Source organism: Achromobacter sp. (assembly GCF_032113835.1).
In the GTDB taxonomy this organism is placed as follows: domain Bacteria; phylum Pseudomonadota; class Gammaproteobacteria; order Burkholderiales; family Burkholderiaceae_B; genus Achromobacter.
In genome coordinates, this window is the sequence record NZ_DAMCTG010000036.1 from 14,960 (window position 1) to 34,619 (window position 19,660).

Here is a 19,660-nt window from a genome sequence, read left to right on the forward strand (position 1 = left end):
CGTCCATTCAGCCGGCCTGCAGCGCGGCAAGCTCGTCGTCGTCGAACCCGGCGGCGCGCCGCGCCTCCAGGTTGAAGGGGCCGCGCAGGCGCGGCGCCTGATAGCGCGCCGCCAGTTCGGCATAGCAGGCCACCGGCTCCTTGCCCGCCAGCGCGCACTGCTGCTTGTACCAATGGTTGCCGATGGCGACGTGGCCGATCTCGTCGCGCAGGATGATGTCGACGATGGCAGCGCTTTCCGCGTCGCCCGCGCCCGCCAGCTTGTTGCGGATCATGGGCGACGCGTCCAGGCCGCGCGCTTCCAGCGTGCGCGGCACGAGCGCCAGACGCGCCAGCAGGTCGTCCTGCGTGCGCTCGGCCATATCCCACAAACCGTTGTGCGCGGGGAAGTCGCCGTAGGCGTAGCCCAGCGTGTCCAGGCGCTGGCGCAGCAGGTCGAAATGCAGCGCTTCTTCGCGCGCCACGCGCAGCCAGTCGCGGTAGAACGCCTCGGGCATGCCGGCAAACCGCCACATGATGTCCAGCGCAAGGTTCACCGCGTTGAATTCGATATGGGCCAGCGCGTGCAAGAGCGCTGCCCTGCCTTCCTGCGTGGCCATGGATCGATGGCGGACCTCGGCCGGCGCGACCAGTTCTGGCCGTGGCGGGCGGCCGGGCAAGCCTGCGATGGGCGCAACGACGCGTTCGCAATCCAGCCGGGCGTCGTCGGCAATGGCGCGCACGCGCGCCAGCTTGTCGGGCCAAGCCGTGGCGGCCAGCGCCGCCAGCGCCTGCGCGCGCATGCACTGCGCGTCATCCTCCTGCCCGCCAGGGGCAGTCTTGCTGCTTTCCATGTTGCCGTCTTTCCCGGGCGCCGCGCGGACGCCTCAAATCCCTGTCATTGCCATGGCTTGCACGCCATGCGCTGTCGAAGACTTTATCATTCGCGGATGGATCCCCTGCGCCTTACCTTGGAAACCGATCTGTCCCGCATCGACGCCCGGCAATGGGACGCGCTGGCCGGAGACCAACCCTTTTTGCGGCACGCCTTTCTGCTTGCCCTGCACGACACCGGCTGCGCGTCGCGCCAGACGGGCTGGGCGCCGCATTTCCTGGCGCTGTGGCGCGACGACGTGCTGGCAGGCGCCGTGCCGCTTTACCTGAAATCGCATTCGCGCGGCGAGTACGTGTTCGACTACGCGTGGGCCGACGCCTTCCAGCGGCACGGCATGCGTTACTACCCCAAGCTGTTGTCAGCCATCCCGTTCACGCCGGTCACCGGCCCGCGGCTGCTGGCCGCCAACGAAGAAGACCGCGCGACGCTGGTGCGCGGGCTGGTGGCGTTTGCCGAAGAGGTCAACGTGTCGTCGTTGCACCTGCTGTTTCCCGCCGATGCCGACATGCGCGCGCTGCGGGAGGCCGGCTTCATGATCCGCGAAAGCGTGCAGTTTCACTGGACCAACGCGGGCTACGCCGACTTCGACACGTTCCTGGCCACCATGAGCCACGACAAGCGCAAGAAAATCCGCCAGGACCGCAAGAAAGTGGCCGCGGCGGGCCTCACGTTCCGCTGGCTGCGCGGCGCCGAGATCGGGGCGGAGGAACTGGAATTCTTCTACGGCTGCTATTGCCGTACCTACTTCGACCATGGCAACCCGCCTTATCTGAGCCGCGAGTTCTTCGAGCGCGCTTATCGCGACCAGCCCGACGCCTTCGTGCTGATCCTGGCCGAACGCGACGGCGTGCCGGTCGCGTCGGCGCTCAACCTGGCGGGCGGCGACGCGTTGTATGGGCGTTACTGGGGCGCGACGGAGTACGTGCCGGGGCTGCACTTCGAGACCTGCTACATGCAGTCCATCGCGTATTGCATCGCGCATGGCATCGCGCGCTTCGAGGGCGGAGCGCAAGGCGAACACAAGATGGCGCGCGGTTTGCTGCCCACGCCGACGTGGTCAGCGCACTGGGTGGCGCATCCGGGGTTCGCCGAGGCGATCCAGAACTTCCTGGACGAGGAAACTGCGGCGGTGACGGACTATCTGGGCGAGCTGGAATCGCACACGCCGTTTAAGGGGCGGGGTGCGTGACGTCGGCAGCGGTGTCAGACACCCATGATGCGTACGGGCGAGTTGAAGGCCGTCTCCGCAGGGTGTCAGACACCTGAGAGTGTGCCAGGTGTCTGACACCCCTGAACCGCACGAGAGTGTGCCAGGTGTCTGACACCCCTGAACCACACGCGCAGGCTGAAGCCGCTTCCCGCCGGGTGTCTGACACCGACTCAAGAACGACGGCGCCGGGTGTCTGACACCGACTCAAAAAAGACCGCCTAAACCCTCAGAGAAACCGGTCCAGCAGTTTGCGGCTGTGCTTGTCCAGCGATTGGAGATCGCGCACCAGATAGAAGATGCCGTGGTTGTCTGCAATAAGCAGCGTCTGGGCGGACAGGCGGCGGATGTCTTCTTCGCCGCGTAGCGTGAACGACGTCGGGCCGCGGTCGGTGTCAACCTTCCAGACGCTGGGCGTCGCGTAGGTCGACACGCTGGATAGCTTGCGGATCTCGGGCATGAACTCGCGGCTGGCGAGTTCCTCTTCGATCAGGGCGCGCGGCTCGGCGGGGACGTCGGACAGGTGTTCGATCCACAGCAACTCGTGCCCGTCGCTGGTCACCAACGACAGTCCGCGGCCGGCCTCGCTGATCGGGAAGGCCCGCACCGGAATGACGCCTTCGTGCGATTCGCCGTCGGCGGACTGGAACTCCAGGCGTCCGAAGGCGTTGCGGCGCAATTGAAAGAACGGCAAGGTCATGGCGAGTGTTCCGATTGCGCGTCAGGCCACGGCGGCCATGTCTTCGCTGCCCGACGCCTGGGCGTCGGCTTCCGCCTGGCGCGCCTGCGCCTGATACAGGCGATAGTAGGCGCCCTCGCGGGCCATCAGTTCTTCGTGCGGCCCCTGCTCCACGATCTGGCCGCGGTCCAGGACCACCAGCCGGTCGGCCTTGCGCAGCGTGCTCAGGCGGTGCGCAATCGCGATGGTGGTGCGGCCGCGGACCAGGTTGTCCAGGGCCTTCTGAATTTCTTTCTCGGTCGTGGTGTCCACCGACGACGTCGCTTCGTCCAGGATCAGGATGCGCGGGTCGATCAACAGGGCGCGCGCGATCGAGATGCGCTGGCGCTCACCGCCGGACAAGGCCTGGCCGCGCTCGCCCACCAGCGAGTCGTAGCCGTGCGGCAGGCGCAGGATGAATTCGTGCGCATGCGCGGCGCGCGCCGCGGCCACGATCTCGTCACGCGTGGCGTCCGGCCGGCCGTAGGCGATGTTCTCGGCGATGGTGCCGAAGAACAGGAACGGCTCCTGCAGCACCAGCCCGATATTGCGGCGATAGTCGGCCACGCGGACGGAACGGATGTCGGCGCCGTCCACCAGCACCGCGCCTTCGGATACGTCATAGAAGCGGCAGATCAGGTTGATCAGCGTACTCTTGCCCGAACCGCTGTGGCCCACCAGCCCGATCATTTCGCCCGGCGCGATGGTCAGATTCAACCCGCGGATGACCTGGCGATTGCCGTAGCGAAAGCCCACGTCGCGCAGTTCGATGCGGCCGTTGATGTGCGGCAGCTTGGCGGGGTTCTGCGGTTCCGGCACGCTGGACACGTGGTCCAGAATGTCGAAGATGCGCTTGGCGCCTGCGGCGGCCTTCTGCGTGACCGACACGATACGGCTCATGGAATCCAGGCGCATGTAGAAGCGCCCGATATACGCCAGGAACGCGGCCAGCACGCCCACGGTGATCTGCTTTTGCGACACCTGCCAGATGCCGAAGATCCACACCACCAGAAGGCCAACTTCAGTCAGCAGCGTGACCGTCGGCGAGAACAACGACCAGGTCGTGTTGACGCGGTCATTCACTTCCAGATTGCGGTTGTTGGCTTCGCGGAAACGCGCGACCTCGCGCTTTTCCTGCGCGAACGCCTTGACCACGCGAATGCCGGGAATGGTGTCGGCCAGCACGTTCGTGATCTCGGACCAGATGCGGTCAACCTTTTCGAAGCCATGCCGCAGGCGGTCGCGCACGGCGTGGATCATCCAGATGATGAACGGCAGCGGCACCAGCGTGACCAGCGCAAGCCACGGATTGATGCTGATCAGGATGATCGCCGTCATGGCGATCATGAGGATGTCGGTGGCGAAGTCCAGCAGGTGCAGCGACAGGAATACGCAGATGCGGTCGGTTTCGCTGCCGATGCGCGAAATCAGATCGCCGGTGCGTTTGCCGCCGAAATACTCAAGCGACAGTTGCTGCAGGTGCGCGTAAGTGGTGGTGCGCAGATCCGCGCCGATGCGTTCGCTGACCCACGCCAGAATATAGGTGCGTGCCCAACCCAAACCCCACGCCAGAATGGCCGATCCCAAGAGGCCGCCCAGATAAAGCCGCACGAGGCCGTAATCGATGGGCGCACCGTTCTGAAACGGAATCAGCACGTCGTCCATCAGCGGCATCGTCAGGTACGGCGGCACCAGCGTGGCCGCGGTGCCGAGCAACGTCAGCAGAAACCCGGCAAACAACGGGCCGCGGTAGGGCCGCGCAAAACGCCACAACCGCAAGAGCGCCCAGGTGGTCGACGGCGCGGCCTGTTCCTGGTTGCAGGTCGGGCATTCTTCCTCGCCCGCGGGAATGACGTTATTACAGATAGTGCAGGTGCGTTCTTCAAGCGCTTCGGCCGGCTTGCCCGACAGCCGAATCGACTGCTGGGTTTCAAACTGGGCCAGGAGCCGCAGTGCCGCGGGATTGCAGGCCAGCGTGAATCGCCAGACGCCCAGACGGCCAGTGTCGTCGTGCAGCTCCAGCACGGCGGCGCCGGCGTGGTCGCTGAGAGATAGCTTCAATTGAGGGCCGTATGGCCAGGATTCCCAACCGGAATCGTCGGGGAGGCGGGCGATCAGCCGTTGATCGGTCACGGCGACCAGACCCGGCTGGAATTTCAAACGCTGATCGAGGTCTATTTCGACCCAGGCCAGTAGGGTTTCGTCATCCGCCAGTTCGGTGCGGATTTCATCCCGCCAGCGGGCAGGAAATGCGTCGGCAAGGCCGGAAAGCAGGTTTGGTTTTTTCATTGGAACGCATACCGGGCCAGGACTCTGCCCTACTAGGCGGCAACCGGTTTGACGCCGTCGGCGGCAAACGTGTCCCTTCCTTACAACACAACGAGTTCACGCCTTGAAGGCGTCGTATAGTATCAGCCGATTTTTCTAATCAGGAATATCTGGGATCCCCCACTCGTTGGCATTATTCTTAAGGCGCAACCCCAATAAATTCGCGGTCTTGCATAGGGGCGTCCGCGCGTGCCAACCTGCTTCTCGAGCAAATTAAAACATGAAAAAGAAAGACATTGAATTTATCGATGTCGTGGCTTTGCGCGGCCCGAACATTTGGACGTATCGCCCGGTCCTTGAAGCATGGGTGGATATCGGCGAACTGGAGGACTACCCCTCCAACACGATTCCCGGATTTTATGAGCGGCTGACGGAATGGCTGCCGACGCTGATCGAACATCGATGCAGCCCCGGCGTGCGCGGCGGTTTTCTGGCCCGCCTGAAAGAAGGCACGTGGCCCGGCCACATTCTTGAACACGTCACCCTCGAACTGCAGAACCTGGCCGGCCTGCGCGGCGGCTTCGGCAAGGCGCGCGAAACCTCCAAGCGCGGCGTCTACAAGGTCGTCGTGCGCGCCTGGCAGGAACAGGTCACCCGCACCGCATTGAACGAAGCGCGCGACCTCGTCATGGCCGCCATCGAGGACCGGCCGTTCGACGTGCCCGCCACCGTGACCAAGCTGCGCAGCCTGGTCGACCGCCACTGCCTCGGTCCCAGCACCGCCTGCATCGTGGACGCGGCCGATGATCGCGATATTCCCTATATCCGTCTTTTTGAGGGCAACCTCGTCCAATTCGGCTATGGCTCGGCGCAGCGCCGCATCTGGACGGCCGAGACCGATCGCACGAGCGCCATCGCCGAAGGCATTTCGCGCGACAAGGACCTGACCAAGGAATTGCTGTCGACCTGCGGCGTGCCGGTGCCCGAGGGGCGCCTGGTTGAAAGCGAGGAAGACGCCTGGGATGCCGCCGAGGACATCGGGCTGCCCGTGGTGGTCAAGCCCTACGACGGCAACCATGGCCGTGGCGTCTTCACCAACCTGACGACGCGCGAGGAAGTGGTCTCGGCGTACCGCGTCGCCGTGGACGAAGGCAGCGGCGTCATCGTCGAACGCTTCGTGCTGGGCAACGAACACCGCCTGCTGGTGGTGGGCAACCGCATGGTCGCGGCTGCCGCCGGCGAACCGGCCTGGGTGACGGGCGACGGCAAGTCGACCATCACCGACCTCATCGACAGCCAGATCAATACCGACCCGCGCCGCGGCCGCACCGAAAACCATCCCCTCAATCCCGTGCGCCTGGATTCCGCCGCCCGGCTGGAAATCGCGCGCCAGGGCCTGTCGGAAGACAGCGTGCCGCCCGAAGGCCAGCGTGTGCTTGTGCAGCGCAGCGGCAACGTCGCGTTCGACGTGACCGATCGCGTCCACCCCAGCGTTGCCGCCACCGTGACGCTGGCCGCGCGCATCGTCGGCCTGGATATCGCCGGCGTGGATCTCGTGGCCGAAGACATCACGCGCCCGCTGGATGAACAGCGCGGCGCCATCGTCGAAGTGAACGCCGGACCGGGCCTGTTGATGCACCTGAAGCCGGCCGACGGCACGCCGCGTCCCGTGGGCCGCGCCATCGTCGACCACCTCTTCCCCGAGGGCGACGCGGGCCGCATTCCCATCGTCGGCGTGACCGGCACCAACGGCAAGACCGTCGTCGCCCGCCTGGTGGCGCGCCTCTTGCATCTGTCCGGCAAGCGCACCGGCCTCGCGTGCAGCGAAGGCCTTTACCTGGACCGCCGCCTCGTGCAAAAGGGCGACCGCGCCGACTTCGCGTCGGGCACGCGTCTGCTCATGAACCGCAACGTGGACGCCGCCGTCATCGAGAATGACAGCGGCGTGATCCTTGGCCAGGGCCTGGCCTACGACCGCTGCCAGGTCGGCGTGGTCACCAACATCGACGACGGCGATCATCTCGGCGACTTCGACATCAACGAGACGGAACGCCTGTTCAACGTGTTCCGCACGCAGGTGGACGTGGTCCTGCCCGACGGCGTGGCCGTGCTGAACGCGCGCGATCCGCGCGTGGTCGAAATGGCCGAACTCTGCGACGGCGGCGTCATCTTCTTCGGCATCGACCCCGCCCTGCCCGCCATCGTGGAGCATCTGGCCCAGGACGGCCGTGCGGTGTTCGTGCGCGACGGCAGCATCGTGCTGGCGAAGGGCAGTCAGGAAGAACGCCTGGCCGACGTGGCCGCCATTCCGCTGACGCACGGCGGCCGCGTGGCCTTCCAGGTTGAAAACGTGCTGGCCGCGGTGGGTTCTGCGTGGGCGCTGGACATCCCGGTGGAACTGATCCGCGCCGGCATCGAGACCTTCGACATCGACCAGGCCGACGCGCCCTGGCAGTTCACACTGTTCGAGCGCAATGGCGCCACCGTCGTGGTGGACGACGTGCACAACGCGTCCGCGCTGCGCCCGCTGATCACGGCCATCGACCAGTTCCCCGCCACCCGCCGCGCCGCCGTCTACTCGGCCGGCGCGGACCGCCGCGACGCGGACCTGATCGAACAGGGCAAGCTGCTTGGCGACGCCTTCGACCGCGTGGTTCTGTATGACGACGCGACCGTGCGCAGCAAGCGCCCCGACGGCGAAGCGCGCGCGCTGCTGCGCCAGGGCCTGGCCCAAGGCAGCCGCGTCAAGGACATCCAGGACGAGCCCGACCACGGCAAGGCCATCGCCAGCGTGCTGGACGGCATCGGCGCCGGCGACTTCGCCCTGCTGCAGTCCGACGAGGCGTTCTCCGGCCCGACCATCGACCTGGTCCGCCGCTGGATCCAACAAAACTGACCTAATTAGGCGTGCGGCCGCCCCCGGCGGCCGCACGCCAGACGACAGGAAACCCTGCCATGGAAGTCTCCCGTATCCGAGCATTGCGCGGCCCCAATCTGTGGAGCAAGAACACCGCCATCGAGGCCATCGTGTCCTGCGGCGATGCCGAATGCTCCATCGACAACCTGCCCGAGTTCGAAGCCCGCCTGCGCGCGCGGCTGCCGCAAACCGGGCTGCTGCGCCCCGAAGGCCACCAGGGCGCGGTGTCCATCGCCCACGTGCTGCAGATCGTCGCGCTGACGATGCAGGCGCACGCCGGCTGCCCCGTCACGTTCGGCCGCACCGCCTCCACCATCGAGCCGGGCGTGTTCCAGGTCGTGGTCGAGTACAGCGAAGAAGAAGTCGGTAAGCTGGCGATGGAACTGGCGCAGGACCTCGTGCGCGCCGCGCTCGATGACACGCCGTTCGACATTGCCGACGCCCTGAAGCGTCTGCGCGAGCTGGACGAAGACGTGCGCCTGGGCCCCAGCACCGGCTCCATCGTGAACGCCGCCACGGCGCGCAACATCCCCTACCGCCGCCTGACGCAAGGCAGCATGGTGCAGTTCGGCTGGGGCAGCAAGCAGCGACGCATCCAGGCCGCCGAAACCGACCTGACCAGCGCCATCTCCGAATCCATCGCGCAGGACAAGGACCTGACCAAGATGCTGCTGGACGCCGCGGGCGTGCCGGTGCCGATGGGCCGTTCCGTGACCACCGCCGAAGAAGCTTGGGAAGCGGCGCAGGAACTGGGCGGCCCGGTCGTGGTCAAGCCGCGCGACGGCAGCCAGGGCCGTGGCGTCGCGGTCAACATCGAGACCCGCGAGCGCGTGATCCAGGCCTTTGAAGTGGCCGAGGAGATCAGTTCCGAGGTCATCGTTGAACGCTACATTCCGGGCCACGACTTCCGCCTGCTGGTGGTGGGCGGCGCGCTGGTCGCGGCCTCGCGGCGCGATCCCCCGCAGGTCACGGGCGACGGGCAGCAGACCATCCGCCAACTGGTCGATCAGGTCAACGCCGACCCCTTGCGCGGCGACGGCCACGCCACCTCGCTCACCAAGATCCGTTTCGACGACATCGCCCTGGCGACGCTGAAAAAGCAGGGTTTTGACGCCGACTCCGTGCCGCCCTCGGGCACGCTGATCTTCCTGCGCAACAATGCCAACCTGAGCACCGGCGGCTCGGCCACCGACGTGACCGACGAGGTCCACCCCGAAATGGCGGCGCGCGCGGTGTCCGCTGCCCGCATGATCGGCCTGGACATCTGCGGCGTGGACGTGGTCGCCGAGACCGTGCAGTACCCGCTTGAAGACCAGCACGGCGGCGTCGTGGAAGTCAATGCGGCGCCCGGCCTGCGCATGCACCTGAACCCCTCGTTCGGCAAGGGCCGCGCGGTGGGCGAAGCCATCATCGCCAACATGTTCGCGGACGGCGACGACGGCCGCATTCCGGTCGTGGCCGTCGCGGGCACCAACGGCAAGACCACCACGGTCCGCCTGACCGCGCACCTGTTGGGCGCGGCCGGCAACCGCGTGGGCATGACGAACTCGGACGGCGTGTACGTCGACAATCTGCGCATCGACACCGGCGACTGCAGCGGGCCGCGCAGCGCGCGCAGCGTGCTGATGCACCCGGACGTGGATGCCGCGGTGTTTGAAACCGCGCGCGGCGGCATCCTGCGCGAAGGCCTGGCGTTCGACCGCTGCAACGTCGCCATCGTCACCAACATCGGCATGGGCGACCACCTGGGGCTCGGCTACATCAGCACGGTCGAGGACCTGGCCGTCGTCAAGCGCGTCATCGTGCAGCACGTGCATCCGTCGGGCATGGCCGTGCTGAACGCGGCCGATCCCATCGTGGCCGAGATGGCCGCAAGCTGCCCGGGCTCGATCACCTACTTTGCCGAAGACCGCAACCATCCCGTGCTGGCCACGCACCGCGCGCAGGGCCTGCGCTCGGTCTACCGCGATGGCGATGCCATCGTCGCGGCCCAAGGCCCCGACGAGGTGCGTTTCCCGCTGGCGGAAATCCCGCTGACCCGCAACGGCACGATCACCTTCCAGGTCGAGAACGCGATGGCGTCGATTGCGGCGGCATGGGCGCTGGATCTGGGCTGGGATGTCGTGCGCCGCGGGCTGGCCACGTTCGTCAACGACGCGCAGACGGCTCCGGGCCGCTTCAACGTGTTCGACTACCGCGGCGCCACGGTGATCGCCGACTACGGCCACAACCCCGACGCCATCCAGGCGTTGGTGCGCGCCGTGGACGCCATGCCGGCCAAGCGCCGTTCGGTCGTCATCAGCGGCGCGGGCGACCGCCGTGACGAAGACATCCGCATGCAGACCGAGATCCTGGGCGCCGCCTTCGACGACGTGCTGCTCTACCAGGACCAGTGCCAACGCGGCCGCGAGGATGGCGAAGTGCTGGCCCTGCTGCAGCAGGGTCTGGTGGGCGCCAGCCGCACCACGCAGATCGACGAGATCCACGGCGAGTTCGTGGCAATCGACACGGCGCTGGCGCGCCTGAATTCCGGCGACCTGTGCCTGATCCTGGTCGATCAGGTGGAAGAAGCGCTGGACCACATCGCCAAGCGCATCGCCCAGCCCTGAACGGCACGGCGGAAATGCGGACGGGGCGCTCAGGCGCCCCGTTTTTTTCGTCTCGCTATGCCGTCAGCCGTGCGGGGATGAGACGGGCGCCGAGGCCTGATACCGGTCCGTCACGTGCGTGCACCCCACGGCCGCCATGGCGCCAAGCGCCAGCAAGATGGCGCTGCAAAGTCGTTTCGTCATGCGAGCTTTTCTCCCTTTGCGTGTCGAACCGCCAGCCGGTTCCGTGTGGACTATACCGGCATGCGCCCTGCCCGGCCAGCCGCGCCAGCACTGGCTTTCGAGAGCGGATCGGTTACTAGCCACGCACAAAAGGGGTCAAATCGTTGCTCAAATGTAACTCGCCCCTGTTGCGCCGGGAACGCGATTTCCCGTCTCAAACACAGGGCTTTTTCCGCAGAGGCGCAGTTACATTTCTCCACAGCGTCGTTTGACAGCCCCAGGGGCCGACTCGTAGCTTAGAACCTAGCTGATCAGTGCCTAACACACCGCGTCCCGGCAGCTTCATAGGCCATGAACCTGCCGCCGCACGTAACCAGAGAGAGGTCACCATGAACAACGACATCATCGCCGGAAAGTGGAAGCAACTGACGGGCAAGGCCAAGGCGGCTTGGGGTGAACTCACCGACGACGAACTGACCCGTACCGAAGGCAACGCCGAGCGCCTGGCAGGTCTGATCCAGGAACGCTACGGCAAGACCAAGGATGAGGCGCAAAAGGAAGTCCGCGACTTCTTCGACCGCAATCCCTGATTCCCATAACCACCAGGAGAAGCTGACATGTTGCATTACGCCGTAGTTTTCTTCGTTATCGCGATCATCGCGGCTGTCCTGGGTTTCGGCGGCATCGCCGCCGGCGCCGCGGGGATTGCCAAGATCCTGTTCTTCGTCTTTCTGGTCCTGGCTCTGCTGTCCATTCTGGGCGGCGCCTTCCGCAAGAAATAGAACCCGCATCTGAACGTTTTTAGATCGTCATAGCGTCTCGAACGCGCTGAACACCAAGAAAAAGGAGCATTACTATGGAAATTCGTAAGCTGATCGCCGCGGCCGCACTGGGTACTGGCGCTGTCTTCACTTCCATGGCTTTTGCCGCCGATGACGGCAAGCCGAAACAGTCCGTGGGTGAATACGCGTCCGACGCCACCGTGACCACCAAGGTCAAGGCCGCCTTTGTTGCCGACAAGCAACTGAGCGCACTGGAAATCGCCGTCGAAACCAACAACGGCGAAGCCACGCTGACCGGCACCGTGGGCACCGCTGCCGAAGCGGATCACGCCGCCAAGGTTGCCCGTGGCGTCGAAGGCGTCAAGCAGGTCAAGAACAACATCAAGGTTGATCCGGCCAAGAACCGCAAGTAATCAAGATGTCGATTTAATCGACGCCTGATTTGAAAACGGCGCTTGTGCAAACACAGGCGCCGTTTTCACGTCTGCCTTTCATATGCGCGCTTTGGGAGAACAGTTCCTACTACAGCGTGACGGCGCCGCGGCCGATCTCCAGCGCGCGTCCGCCCACCTGGATGCGGCCATCGGTCGAGACGTCGAGCTGCAGGCGGCACGGACGGCCGGTCTGGTCGCCCTGCTCTACAAGAATGCTCGCGGGCAACGCCGCCTTGGTGTGTAACAACCAGCCGCCCAGGTTGGCGCAGGCGGAACCGGTGCCCGGATCCTCGTTGACCCCGCCGCCGGGCTTTGCATAGAAGTAGCGAGCCACGACGACCTGCCGGCCCGCCTGGACATTGCCTTCGTCAAAGGCAAACAGATAAAGCGTCTTGCGCCCCAGGCTGCTGGCCTGCCACCGGTCGAGCTGTGAGGCATCGGGCGCGGCACGGCGAACGGCATCCGCACTGGCAAGCGGCACCAGCAACTGATCCGCGCCGGTATCCACCCAGATGGGATCTGCCGCCAGATCATTTGCCGAGAGACCCACCAGCCCTGCGATCGCGGCGCGGTCCAATGCCGGGGCGGCGGTGCGTACGCCGTCCGGACATGGCGCGGTGAACGTCCACGCGTCGCCACTGGCCGACAGCGGCACGACGCCGGCCTGGAATTCCAGGGTCAACGCGTTGCCGGCCTGCCGCACGTCCCGCACGACCTGCGCGGTGCCGATGGCCGGATGCCCGGCGAACTTCATTTCAAACCCCGGCGTGAAGACGCGCACGCGCGCGGCGGCTCGCTCGGAGGGCAGGATGAACGTGGTCTCGGACAGATTGAATTGCGCCGCGAGATTGAGCATGGTGGCGTCGTCCATGCCGCGGGCGTCTTCAAACACGCAGAGCTGATTGCCGCTGAATGTGGAAGAGGCGAAAACGTTGAGAAGGCGAAACGCGTAGGAAGCCATGACGGATAGCAGTGGGGGAAATGCCGGCGGCGCCGGAGAAGCCCCCACTGTATCGCAGCGGTCCCGTCGAACGCTTACCAGACGGCGAAGAACAGCACCCAAGCAATGCAGAACGGCGCAAGACCGCCCGCCAGCACCAGACCCGCGCCGACCTTGCGCGCCATGCCGACCGGACGCGCGTTCAGCAAACGCGCGTAAAGACGCAGCGTCCACAACACCGCCAGCGTCAGCAGCGTGAACCGGACCGGCGTCGCCCAAGCCGCCTGCACGCCTTCATGCTTGAGCAGCGTGATCGTCGTGGCCGACAGGCCCAGGAACACGCCGATGCCGGCCGACGGAATCAGCGCCTGCGCCAGCTTGTGCAGCCCGGCCCGCCCCCAGCGGGATACGGGTGCATGGGCAGCATGGGAATTGAGGGGCGCCGGCGGCAAGGGTGCGGCAGGCGCAATGCGGTCGGCGATCCACAGCGACAGGAACGTCGCACCGCCCACGCACACCGTGGCGCCGACGACAAACAGCAAAATGCCGGCGCCATCCAGCCACGAGAAGCTGTCATTCACGTCCGGGTAGTGCGTCAGGATGAACCACGGCGCGTTGTCCATCAGCGGCCACAGGATGTCGTGCTCGACCAGCCAGGTCGCGGCCCACTGCTTGGCCGTCACGAACCACGGGCTGGCGCTCCAGAGGAACGCGCCGATCGCGATGCCCATCAGGCCGAAACACAGCAATGCCGTCTGCCACGGATCGCCGTCGGTCACATGCACGATCTCTTCTTCAGGCGAGCGGGGTGTCAGTGCAATGGCGCCGCGATAGCCACTGCACCGTCCACAGACGTGGCAGTCGCCCGCGCCCTTCATGTGGCGCAGCGGCACCAGCGGCGCACAGTTGATGGGCTCGATGCGGATGACCGGATGGCGCCATTTTTCTTCGTCGACCTTGAAGTGCCAGGGCGCCAGCTTGGCCAACAGGTTGAACACGCCGTTGACGGGGCACAGGTACTTGCACCACACGCGCTTGCTGCGGCCATAGCGCCAGCCGACGATCATCGCCGCCACGGTGGACCCGCCCAGCACGGCCAGCACCGCCAACGGATATTGATAGACGCTGACGAGCTGGCCATAGATGGTCGTCAGCGCGAAGGCCACGAACGGCCAGCCGCCCCAGCGCATCCACTTCGGGATGGCATGGCCCTGGCCGCGCTCGCTGGCCCATTCGGTCAGCATGCCTTCCGGACACAGCCAGCCGCACCACGCGCGTCCCAGGATCGGCATCGAGATCAGGACGAACGGCCACCAAACGCCCCAGAACGCGAACTGCGCCACGACGGTCAGGTTGTTGAACACCGACGCCGCGTTGTCGGGCAGCGGCAAAAGCACGGGCACGATGAGGAGGAACGCGTACAACGCGACAATGCCCCACTGCAGCTTGCGCAACAGCGGGGCATGGTCACGGAGGAAGTCGGCGATGCGGGAGGTTGCCCTCCCAAGTGCAGCAGCCATGGTCAAACCTTAAGAAAATCAGTCCGGAGAAAACACCGGAATCAGGATGCTCCCCGGGCTGCGGCCACGGGCGCGGGCCGTCCACCCGCCCAGCGCAGCAGCGTCCAGACGATGATCCAGTACGCGATCCACAGCAGCAGCGAGGACAGCGCAGGCAGCGCGCGGTAACCGGCGAAATCGGCCAGCACCTTGCCAACGCCCGTGCTGTCGCTCAGCAGCCAGGAGCTGTCCCAGACCGGATCCACGATGGTCGGCAGGACATCCAGGGAAATCAGGTGATCCAGGCCGCCCACCAGCAGCGAGCCGGCCAGGAGCAGCAACAGGATCTCGGTCACGAAGAAGAAGCGGCGCCACGTGATGAGCTTGCCGCCCAGTTGCAGCAGCCAGAACGTCAGCAGCGCCACCGCGAAACCGGCCACGCCGGCGACGGCCAGCATCAGCATGTCGCTGCCGCCCTCGCCCGCCGACACCGTGCCGTACAGGAACACGACGGTCTCGCTGCCTTCGCGGGCGACAGCGATGGCGACCAGCACGAGCAGGCCCCACCAGTTGTCGCTTGCCACGGAGGCGCGCGCCCCGCTTTCGAGTTCGCCCTTGAGCGTGCGGCCGTGCTTCTTCATCCACACGACCATCTGTACGACCAGCGCGCACGCGGCCAGCGACATGATGGCCTGGAACCATTCCTGCCCTTCATCGCTGAGCCAGGAAGACACGCCCAGCAGCACCAGCGCCAGCGCCACGGCCAGGGCCAGGCCCGCCGCCACGCCGCCCCACAGGTACGGCAGCCCGCGCTTGCCTTCCGGCGTGGCGCGCAGCCACGTGTACAGAATGCCCACCACGAGCAGGGCTTCGACGCTTTCGCGCCAGACGATGAAAAGTACCTGTTCCATGCTTTGGTGCCGCGTTATTCCTTGGGCTTGACGACCAAGGTGCCTTTCACGCTCTGGTGAAAGTCGTCAAAAAAGGGATACTCGCCGGGACGCGAAATGGTGATGACCACGAAGGACTTCACGCCAGGTCCCAGGACTTTTTCCTTGCGCAGCGGAATGCTTTCGAATTCCACCGGCTCGTTGCTCTCGTTGATGAGTTCAATCTTGAAACGGCCCGCGGGGACTTCCAGCGTGGCCGGTTCAAACGTGCCGTCCGGCTTGAACCTCAAGGTGAACGTGGGCAGTTCGTCCGCCTGCGCGGGCGCCATGCCCGCCACGCCGGCCAGGCCGATCAGCATTGCGGCAAGAAGGCGAAGCAGGCGGCGCACGATCAGTACCCGCCCTTCTTGCCGGTGCCGGCGTAGACGAATTCGTATTCCAGATCGAACGGCTCGAACCATTCGCCCACGCCCGTTTCCTTGTCGACGTGGCGGCCGAAGTGGCTCATCTTGTTCGCCGTCGGCGGCAGGACCGTGTACTTGAGCTTGTATTTGCCCGGGCCTTCCAGCTTCACGTTTTCGCCGTAGTGCGGGCCGTCGTTGGCGACCATCGGCATGAACGTGCCCTTCTGCACGTTCTGGCTGCCGACCTTCTGGATCTCGTAATTCACGACCAGGTACGGCACCCACTCGCCTTCCGGGAAACCGGTCTTGTTGCCGGCGGTGGCGTGGATGTCCGCCTCAAGGTGCACGTCGGAATCCTTGGCCGGACGCATCATGCCGGGCGGGTCCATTTCGATCGGCTGCAGATACACGGCGCCGATTTCCATGCCACCCTTCTCGACAGGCTTGCCGATGGGGTATTCGGCCGCATGGGCGGCGGACACGCTCAACGCGACAATGGCCAGCGCCAAGGCTTTCTTGATCATGTGCATAATCCTTGAGACACAAAAGAAAATAGCGGCTCTTAAAACACAAACAAGAACCGTTTTCATTAATTTAGTGGATTTTGCTGACACAACCCTGAACCTTGGCAGACTAAAAGTGCCGGATCATTGCGTTGGCTCAATCGGCAAAAAGCCGCCTTGGCATGCGCCAAGACGGCTTTTTTCCTTGACGCGGACCGATCAGGCCCTGCGTCCGGCGGTGTTTACTTGCGACCCGCGCCCGGGGTGCTGCCCGGCGTGAACGGGAAGGTCGAGAACATGGCGCGCGTCTGATCCTGCATCTGGTCCTGCATCTGCACGAACAGGTTTTTGCTCTGGTCGATGTAGTTGTTCATCATGTTCTGCAGCATCGGCGTCTGCACGTTCATGAACTGCGTCCAGGCTTCCGGCCCGAACTGGCTGCCGTACAGGCCCTTGGACTGCTCGGCCATGCGCTGCTGGATCTCCATGAACGCCTGGATGTTCTTTTCAAGATACGAACCCATGATGCCTTGCATGGCATGGCCGTAGAAACGGATGATCTGCGACAGCATGTTCGAGGAGAACATGGGCATGCCGCCGCTCTCCTCTTCAAGAATGATCTGCAGGAGGATGCTGCGCGTCAGGTCTTCGCCGCTCTTGGCGTCGACGACCTGGAATTCCTCATTTGCCAGGACCAGTTGCTTGACATCTGCCAGGGTGATGTAGGTGCTGGTCCGGGTGTCGTATAAGCGACGGTTGGGGTATTTTTTAATCAGGCGCAGGCTGGCGCCGGTTTGTGCTTGCGTCATGGTTGTCCCCGGATCGGGCGATCTCTTTAGGCTTCGAATAATGTGAGTGTAATGCTGTACGGCCCTCTGCCCGAAGCCGTACAGCGCCAGTGGGCCGCCGCGGGGCGGCCCACGTCACGTCAACCCATGTGCAGGCCGCCGTTCAGCGAGAAGTCCGCGCCGGTCGAAAAGCCGGATTCATCGGACGCCAGCCACGAAGTCATGGACGCGATTTCCTCGGGCGTGCCAAGGCGGCGCACCGGAATCGTGGCGACGATCTTCTCCAGCACGTCCGGCCGGATGGCGCGGACCATGTCGGTGCCGATGTATCCCGGCGAAATCGTGTTGACGGTCACGCCCTTGCTGGCCACTTCCTGCGCCAGCGCCATCGTGAAGCCGTGGATGCCGGCCTTTGCCGTGGAGTAGTTGGTCTGGCCGAACTGACCCTTCTGGCCATTGACCGAACTGATGTTGATGATGCGCCCCCACTGGCGCTCGACCATGCCGTCGATGACCTGCTTGGTCACGTTGAACAGGCTGTTCAGGTTCGTGTCGATGACCGCGCGCCAATCGTCGGCGGTCATCTTGCGGAACAACCCGTCGCGGGTGATGCCGGCGTTGTTGACCAGCACGTCCACCGGCCCGAGGTCAGCCGTGACCCTTTCGAAGGCGGCAACGGTGGAGTCCCAATCGGACACGTTTCCAACCGACGCGTAGAACGTGAAACCCTGCGCGGCCTGCTCATCCAGCCATTGCTGGTAGTTGCGGCTGGGGCCGCAACCTGCCACGACGCGAAAGCCATCCTTGGCCAAGCGCTGGCAAATAGAGGTGCCGATCCCGCCCATCCCGCCTGTTACGTAAGCCAGTTTTCCGCTCATTGGACTTCCTCCTGTGTGCGACGGACGCCTCGTTGATTAAACATCTTCCTGCCGGGGATCGGACCGCAATGCGCGGTCTCAGGCCGCCCGGACCTTTACATATCTGCCAGGGGCCGGCTCGATCGGCCGATACTTGGCATTGCCTGCCTTTGTCCTTGCCTTGACCTGTTTGCCGGAATGATCGGCCAGCCAGCCGGTCCAGTCGGGCCACCAGCTTCCGGGTTGCTCCTCGGCCTGCGAGAACCACGTGTTGGGGTCGCCGGGCAGCGGCTGGCTTTCCTGTTCCAGCGCGTCGGCCACCCAATAGCTGCGGCGTTTCTTGGCGGGCGGATTCACCACGCCCGCGATGTGGCCGGATGCGCCCAGCACGAAACGCTGCGGTCCGCGCAGCACCTGCGTGGACGCATACGCCGAGACCCACGGCACGATGTGATCTTCGCGCGAACCGAATATGTAGACGGGCATGCGCAGCCGCGTCAGGTCGAGCGGCAGGCCGGCGGCCTGCGCGCGGCCCGGCACCTTGAGGTTGTTCTCAAGGTAGGTGTTGCGGAAATACCAGGAAAAGAAAGGTCCCGGCAGGTTCGTGCTGTCGCCGTTCCAGAACAGCAGATCGAAGGCCGGGGGCTTCTGCCCCTTCAGGTAATTGCCGACCACGTAGTTCCAGACCAGCTCATTGGGGCGCAGGAACGAGAAGGTGGTGGCGAGATCGCGGCCCGCCATCAGGCCGCCGTTGCCCAACTGATGGTCGCGCATGAGCGCGTGGGTCTCGTCGACGAAGACGTTCAGGACACCGGTGTCGTGAAAATCGAGCATCGAGGTGAGCAGCGTCAACGCGGCCACGGGATGCTCGCCGCGCGCTTCGGCCAGCGCCAGCGCCGCGCCGAGCATCGTGCCGCCCACGCAGAAGCCCAGCGCATTGACCTGAGGTTGCTTGGTGATGTCGCTGGCCACGCGCAGCGCCTGCAGCACCGCGTCGTCAAGGTAGTCTGACCAGGTGGCGCGGTCCACGCCGTCGGTATCGGCCGCCACCGGATTGCGCCAGGAAATCAGGAAGACCGTGTAGCCCTGCCCGACCGCGTGACGCACGAACGAATTCTCGGGCTGCAGATCCAGGATGTAGAACTTGTTGATGTTCGGCGGCACGATGACCAGCGGCCGTTCGTGCACGGTGTCGGTCGACGGCGTGTACTGGATGAGCTGGAACAGCTTGTTCTCGAACACCACGTCGCCGGGGGTCGTGGCCACGTTGCGGCCGATCTCGAATTGGGATTCGTCGGTCTGCGTGATGCGGCCCTTCTGGACGTCGCCCAGCAGGTTTGCCAGGCCTTCGTTCAGCGCGCGGCCCGCGCTTTCGACGATGGACTGCTGCGCGTCGGGATTCAGCGCCAGGAAGTTGCTGGGCGACAGCGCGTCGACCCACTGCATGATCGAGAATCGAAGGCGGTCCCGCATGGGCTCGCTGACCTGCGCGGCGTCGACCATGCGCTGCATGGCGCGGGCGGACAGCAGATAGGTATGCGCCAGCAACAGGTGCGACGCGTTCGCCGCCCAGGCATCGCCCGAGAACCGGCGATCGGACGGCGGCGCCAGCGTGCCGCGCTGGGCATCGTCGCAAAGGCGTTGCCATTCGCGCGCGAACTCTGCCTGGATGTCAGCCAGGACTTCCGGTGCCACGCTCACCGGAATGGGACCTGCGGAGAGATTGGCATTCACTTCGACACCTTGTTATCGAGACTTCGCGATTGATGTTGCATTCCGGGTTCAGGGCTGTCAATGCGGGTATACAAG

Annotated in this window: 17 protein-coding genes; 6 read left to right on the forward strand and 11 right to left on the reverse strand. The window is 65.1% G+C overall.

Going from position 1 to position 19,660, the window contains the following annotated elements; all coding sequences use genetic code 11:
- Positions 1-7: 7 nt before the first annotated feature.
- The gene (locus RT697_RS14325) at positions 8-832 is read right to left on the reverse strand and encodes a ferritin-like domain-containing protein (RefSeq protein ID WP_313699723.1); all 825 of its coding nucleotides are present in this window, start codon (positions 830-832) and stop codon (positions 8-10) included.
- A 96-nt stretch (positions 833-928) separates the two neighbouring features.
- On the opposite strand from RT697_RS14325, the gene RT697_RS14330 reads away from it, so the two are divergent.
- Complete coding sequence (locus RT697_RS14330; protein WP_313699725.1) at positions 929-2,062, forward strand: GNAT family N-acetyltransferase; 1,134 nt, start codon at positions 929-931, stop codon at positions 2,060-2,062.
- Positions 2,063-2,309: 247 nt separating this feature from the next.
- Here RT697_RS14330 and RT697_RS14335 read toward each other — a convergent pair whose 3' ends face one another.
- Both RT697_RS14335 and RT697_RS14340 read right to left on the reverse strand, forming a co-directional pair.
- A complete protein-coding gene (locus RT697_RS14335) occupies positions 2,310-2,780 on the reverse strand; it encodes a DUF1854 domain-containing protein (protein WP_313699727.1) in 471 nt (156 codons plus the stop codon).
- A gap of 21 nt (positions 2,781-2,801) precedes the next feature.
- Positions 2,802-5,087 (reverse strand): ABC transporter ATP-binding protein, encoded by a 2,286-nt coding sequence (locus RT697_RS14340; RefSeq protein WP_313699729.1) that lies wholly within the window; start codon positions 5,085-5,087, stop codon positions 2,802-2,804.
- Between the two features lie 259 nt (positions 5,088-5,346).
- On the opposite strand from RT697_RS14340, the gene cphA (RT697_RS14345) reads away from it, so the two are divergent.
- The 5 genes from cphA (RT697_RS14345) to RT697_RS14365 all read left to right on the forward strand — a co-directional run bounded on the left by cphA (RT697_RS14345) (position 5,347) and on the right by RT697_RS14365 (position 11,949).
- Positions 5,347-7,962, forward strand: a complete 2,616-nt coding sequence (cphA, locus tag RT697_RS14345; RefSeq protein ID WP_313699730.1) for a cyanophycin synthetase — start codon at positions 5,347-5,349, stop codon at positions 7,960-7,962.
- Between the two features lie 59 nt (positions 7,963-8,021).
- Positions 8,022-10,592 carry a cyanophycin synthetase gene (cphA, locus tag RT697_RS14350; RefSeq protein ID WP_313699731.1) on the forward strand — a complete coding sequence of 857 codons (2,571 nt, stop codon included), beginning with the start codon at positions 8,022-8,024 and terminating at the stop codon, positions 10,590-10,592.
- Positions 10,593-11,143: 551 nt separating this feature from the next.
- Positions 11,144-11,344 carry a CsbD family protein gene (locus tag RT697_RS14355; protein ID WP_006218180.1) on the forward strand — a complete coding sequence of 67 codons (201 nt, stop codon included), beginning with the start codon at positions 11,144-11,146 and terminating at the stop codon, positions 11,342-11,344.
- A 27-nt stretch (positions 11,345-11,371) separates the two neighbouring features.
- Positions 11,372-11,536 (forward strand): DUF1328 domain-containing protein, encoded by a 165-nt coding sequence (locus RT697_RS14360; protein ID WP_006389411.1) that lies wholly within the window; start codon positions 11,372-11,374, stop codon positions 11,534-11,536.
- Between the two features lie 74 nt (positions 11,537-11,610).
- Positions 11,611-11,949, forward strand: coding sequence for a BON domain-containing protein (locus RT697_RS14365; RefSeq protein ID WP_056567736.1), 339 nt, complete (start codon positions 11,611-11,613; stop codon positions 11,947-11,949).
- 109 nt (positions 11,950-12,058) lie between these two features.
- Here RT697_RS14365 and RT697_RS14370 read toward each other — a convergent pair whose 3' ends face one another.
- From RT697_RS14370 to RT697_RS14405, 8 genes are all read right to left on the reverse strand, one after another.
- Entirely contained in the window at positions 12,059-12,931 is an 873-nt protein-coding gene (locus tag RT697_RS14370; RefSeq protein WP_313699732.1) for a PhzF family phenazine biosynthesis protein, read from the reverse strand.
- 74 nt (positions 12,932-13,005) lie between these two features.
- Positions 13,006-14,430, reverse strand: coding sequence for a 4Fe-4S binding protein (locus tag RT697_RS14375; protein WP_313699733.1), 1,425 nt, complete (start codon positions 14,428-14,430; stop codon positions 13,006-13,008).
- 41 nt (positions 14,431-14,471) lie between these two features.
- Positions 14,472-15,320, reverse strand: a complete 849-nt coding sequence (locus tag RT697_RS14380; RefSeq protein WP_313699734.1) for an FTR1 family protein — start codon at positions 15,318-15,320, stop codon at positions 14,472-14,474.
- A gap of 14 nt (positions 15,321-15,334) precedes the next feature.
- Entirely contained in the window at positions 15,335-15,658 is a 324-nt protein-coding gene (locus tag RT697_RS14385; protein ID WP_056322182.1) for a cupredoxin domain-containing protein, read from the reverse strand.
- Between the two features lie 32 nt (positions 15,659-15,690).
- Entirely contained in the window at positions 15,691-16,227 is a 537-nt protein-coding gene (locus tag RT697_RS14390) for an iron transporter (RefSeq protein WP_312429407.1), read from the reverse strand.
- Between the two features lie 221 nt (positions 16,228-16,448).
- Complete coding sequence (gene phaR / locus RT697_RS14395) at positions 16,449-17,015, reverse strand: polyhydroxyalkanoate synthesis repressor PhaR (RefSeq protein ID WP_056567750.1); 567 nt, start codon at positions 17,013-17,015, stop codon at positions 16,449-16,451.
- Between the two features lie 119 nt (positions 17,016-17,134).
- Positions 17,135-17,872, reverse strand: a complete 738-nt coding sequence (locus tag RT697_RS14400; RefSeq protein WP_056567753.1) for a 3-ketoacyl-ACP reductase — start codon at positions 17,870-17,872, stop codon at positions 17,135-17,137.
- Between the two features lie 78 nt (positions 17,873-17,950).
- On the reverse strand, positions 17,951-19,585 hold the full coding sequence (locus RT697_RS14405) for a class I poly(R)-hydroxyalkanoic acid synthase (protein ID WP_313699737.1): 1,635 nt from the start codon (positions 19,583-19,585) through the stop codon (positions 17,951-17,953).
- Positions 19,586-19,660: the final 75 nt, after the last annotated feature.

Bases quoted from the DNA above. Each gene is read 5' to 3' on its own strand.
- RT697_RS14325 (WP_313699723.1), bottom strand. From the start codon at position 832: ATGGAAAGCAGCAAGACTGCCCCTGGCGGGCAGGAGGATGACGCGCAG.
- RT697_RS14330 (WP_313699725.1), top strand. From the start codon at position 929: ATGGATCCCCTGCGCCTTACCTTGGAAACCGATCTGTCCCGCATCGAC.
- RT697_RS14335 (WP_313699727.1), bottom strand. From the start codon at position 2,780: ATGACCTTGCCGTTCTTTCAATTGCGCCGCAACGCCTTCGGACGCCTG.
- RT697_RS14340 (WP_313699729.1), bottom strand. From the start codon at position 5,087: ATGAAAAAACCAAACCTGCTTTCCGGCCTTGCCGACGCATTTCCTGCC.
- cphA (WP_313699730.1), top strand. From the start codon at position 5,347: ATGAAAAAGAAAGACATTGAATTTATCGATGTCGTGGCTTTGCGCGGC.
- cphA (WP_313699731.1), top strand. From the start codon at position 8,022: ATGGAAGTCTCCCGTATCCGAGCATTGCGCGGCCCCAATCTGTGGAGC.
- RT697_RS14355 (WP_006218180.1), top strand. From the start codon at position 11,144: ATGAACAACGACATCATCGCCGGAAAGTGGAAGCAACTGACGGGCAAG.
- RT697_RS14360 (WP_006389411.1), top strand. From the start codon at position 11,372: ATGTTGCATTACGCCGTAGTTTTCTTCGTTATCGCGATCATCGCGGCT.
- RT697_RS14365 (WP_056567736.1), top strand. From the start codon at position 11,611: ATGGAAATTCGTAAGCTGATCGCCGCGGCCGCACTGGGTACTGGCGCT.
- RT697_RS14370 (WP_313699732.1), bottom strand. From the start codon at position 12,931: ATGGCTTCCTACGCGTTTCGCCTTCTCAACGTTTTCGCCTCTTCCACA.
- RT697_RS14375 (WP_313699733.1), bottom strand. From the start codon at position 14,430: ATGGCTGCTGCACTTGGGAGGGCAACCTCCCGCATCGCCGACTTCCTC.
- RT697_RS14380 (WP_313699734.1), bottom strand. From the start codon at position 15,320: ATGGAACAGGTACTTTTCATCGTCTGGCGCGAAAGCGTCGAAGCCCTG.
- RT697_RS14385 (WP_056322182.1), bottom strand. From the start codon at position 15,658: ATGCTGATCGGCCTGGCCGGCGTGGCGGGCATGGCGCCCGCGCAGGCG.
- RT697_RS14390 (WP_312429407.1), bottom strand. From the start codon at position 16,227: ATGATCAAGAAAGCCTTGGCGCTGGCCATTGTCGCGTTGAGCGTGTCC.
- phaR (WP_056567750.1), bottom strand. From the start codon at position 17,015: ATGACGCAAGCACAAACCGGCGCCAGCCTGCGCCTGATTAAAAAATAC.
- RT697_RS14400 (WP_056567753.1), bottom strand. From the start codon at position 17,872: ATGAGCGGAAAACTGGCTTACGTAACAGGCGGGATGGGCGGGATCGGC.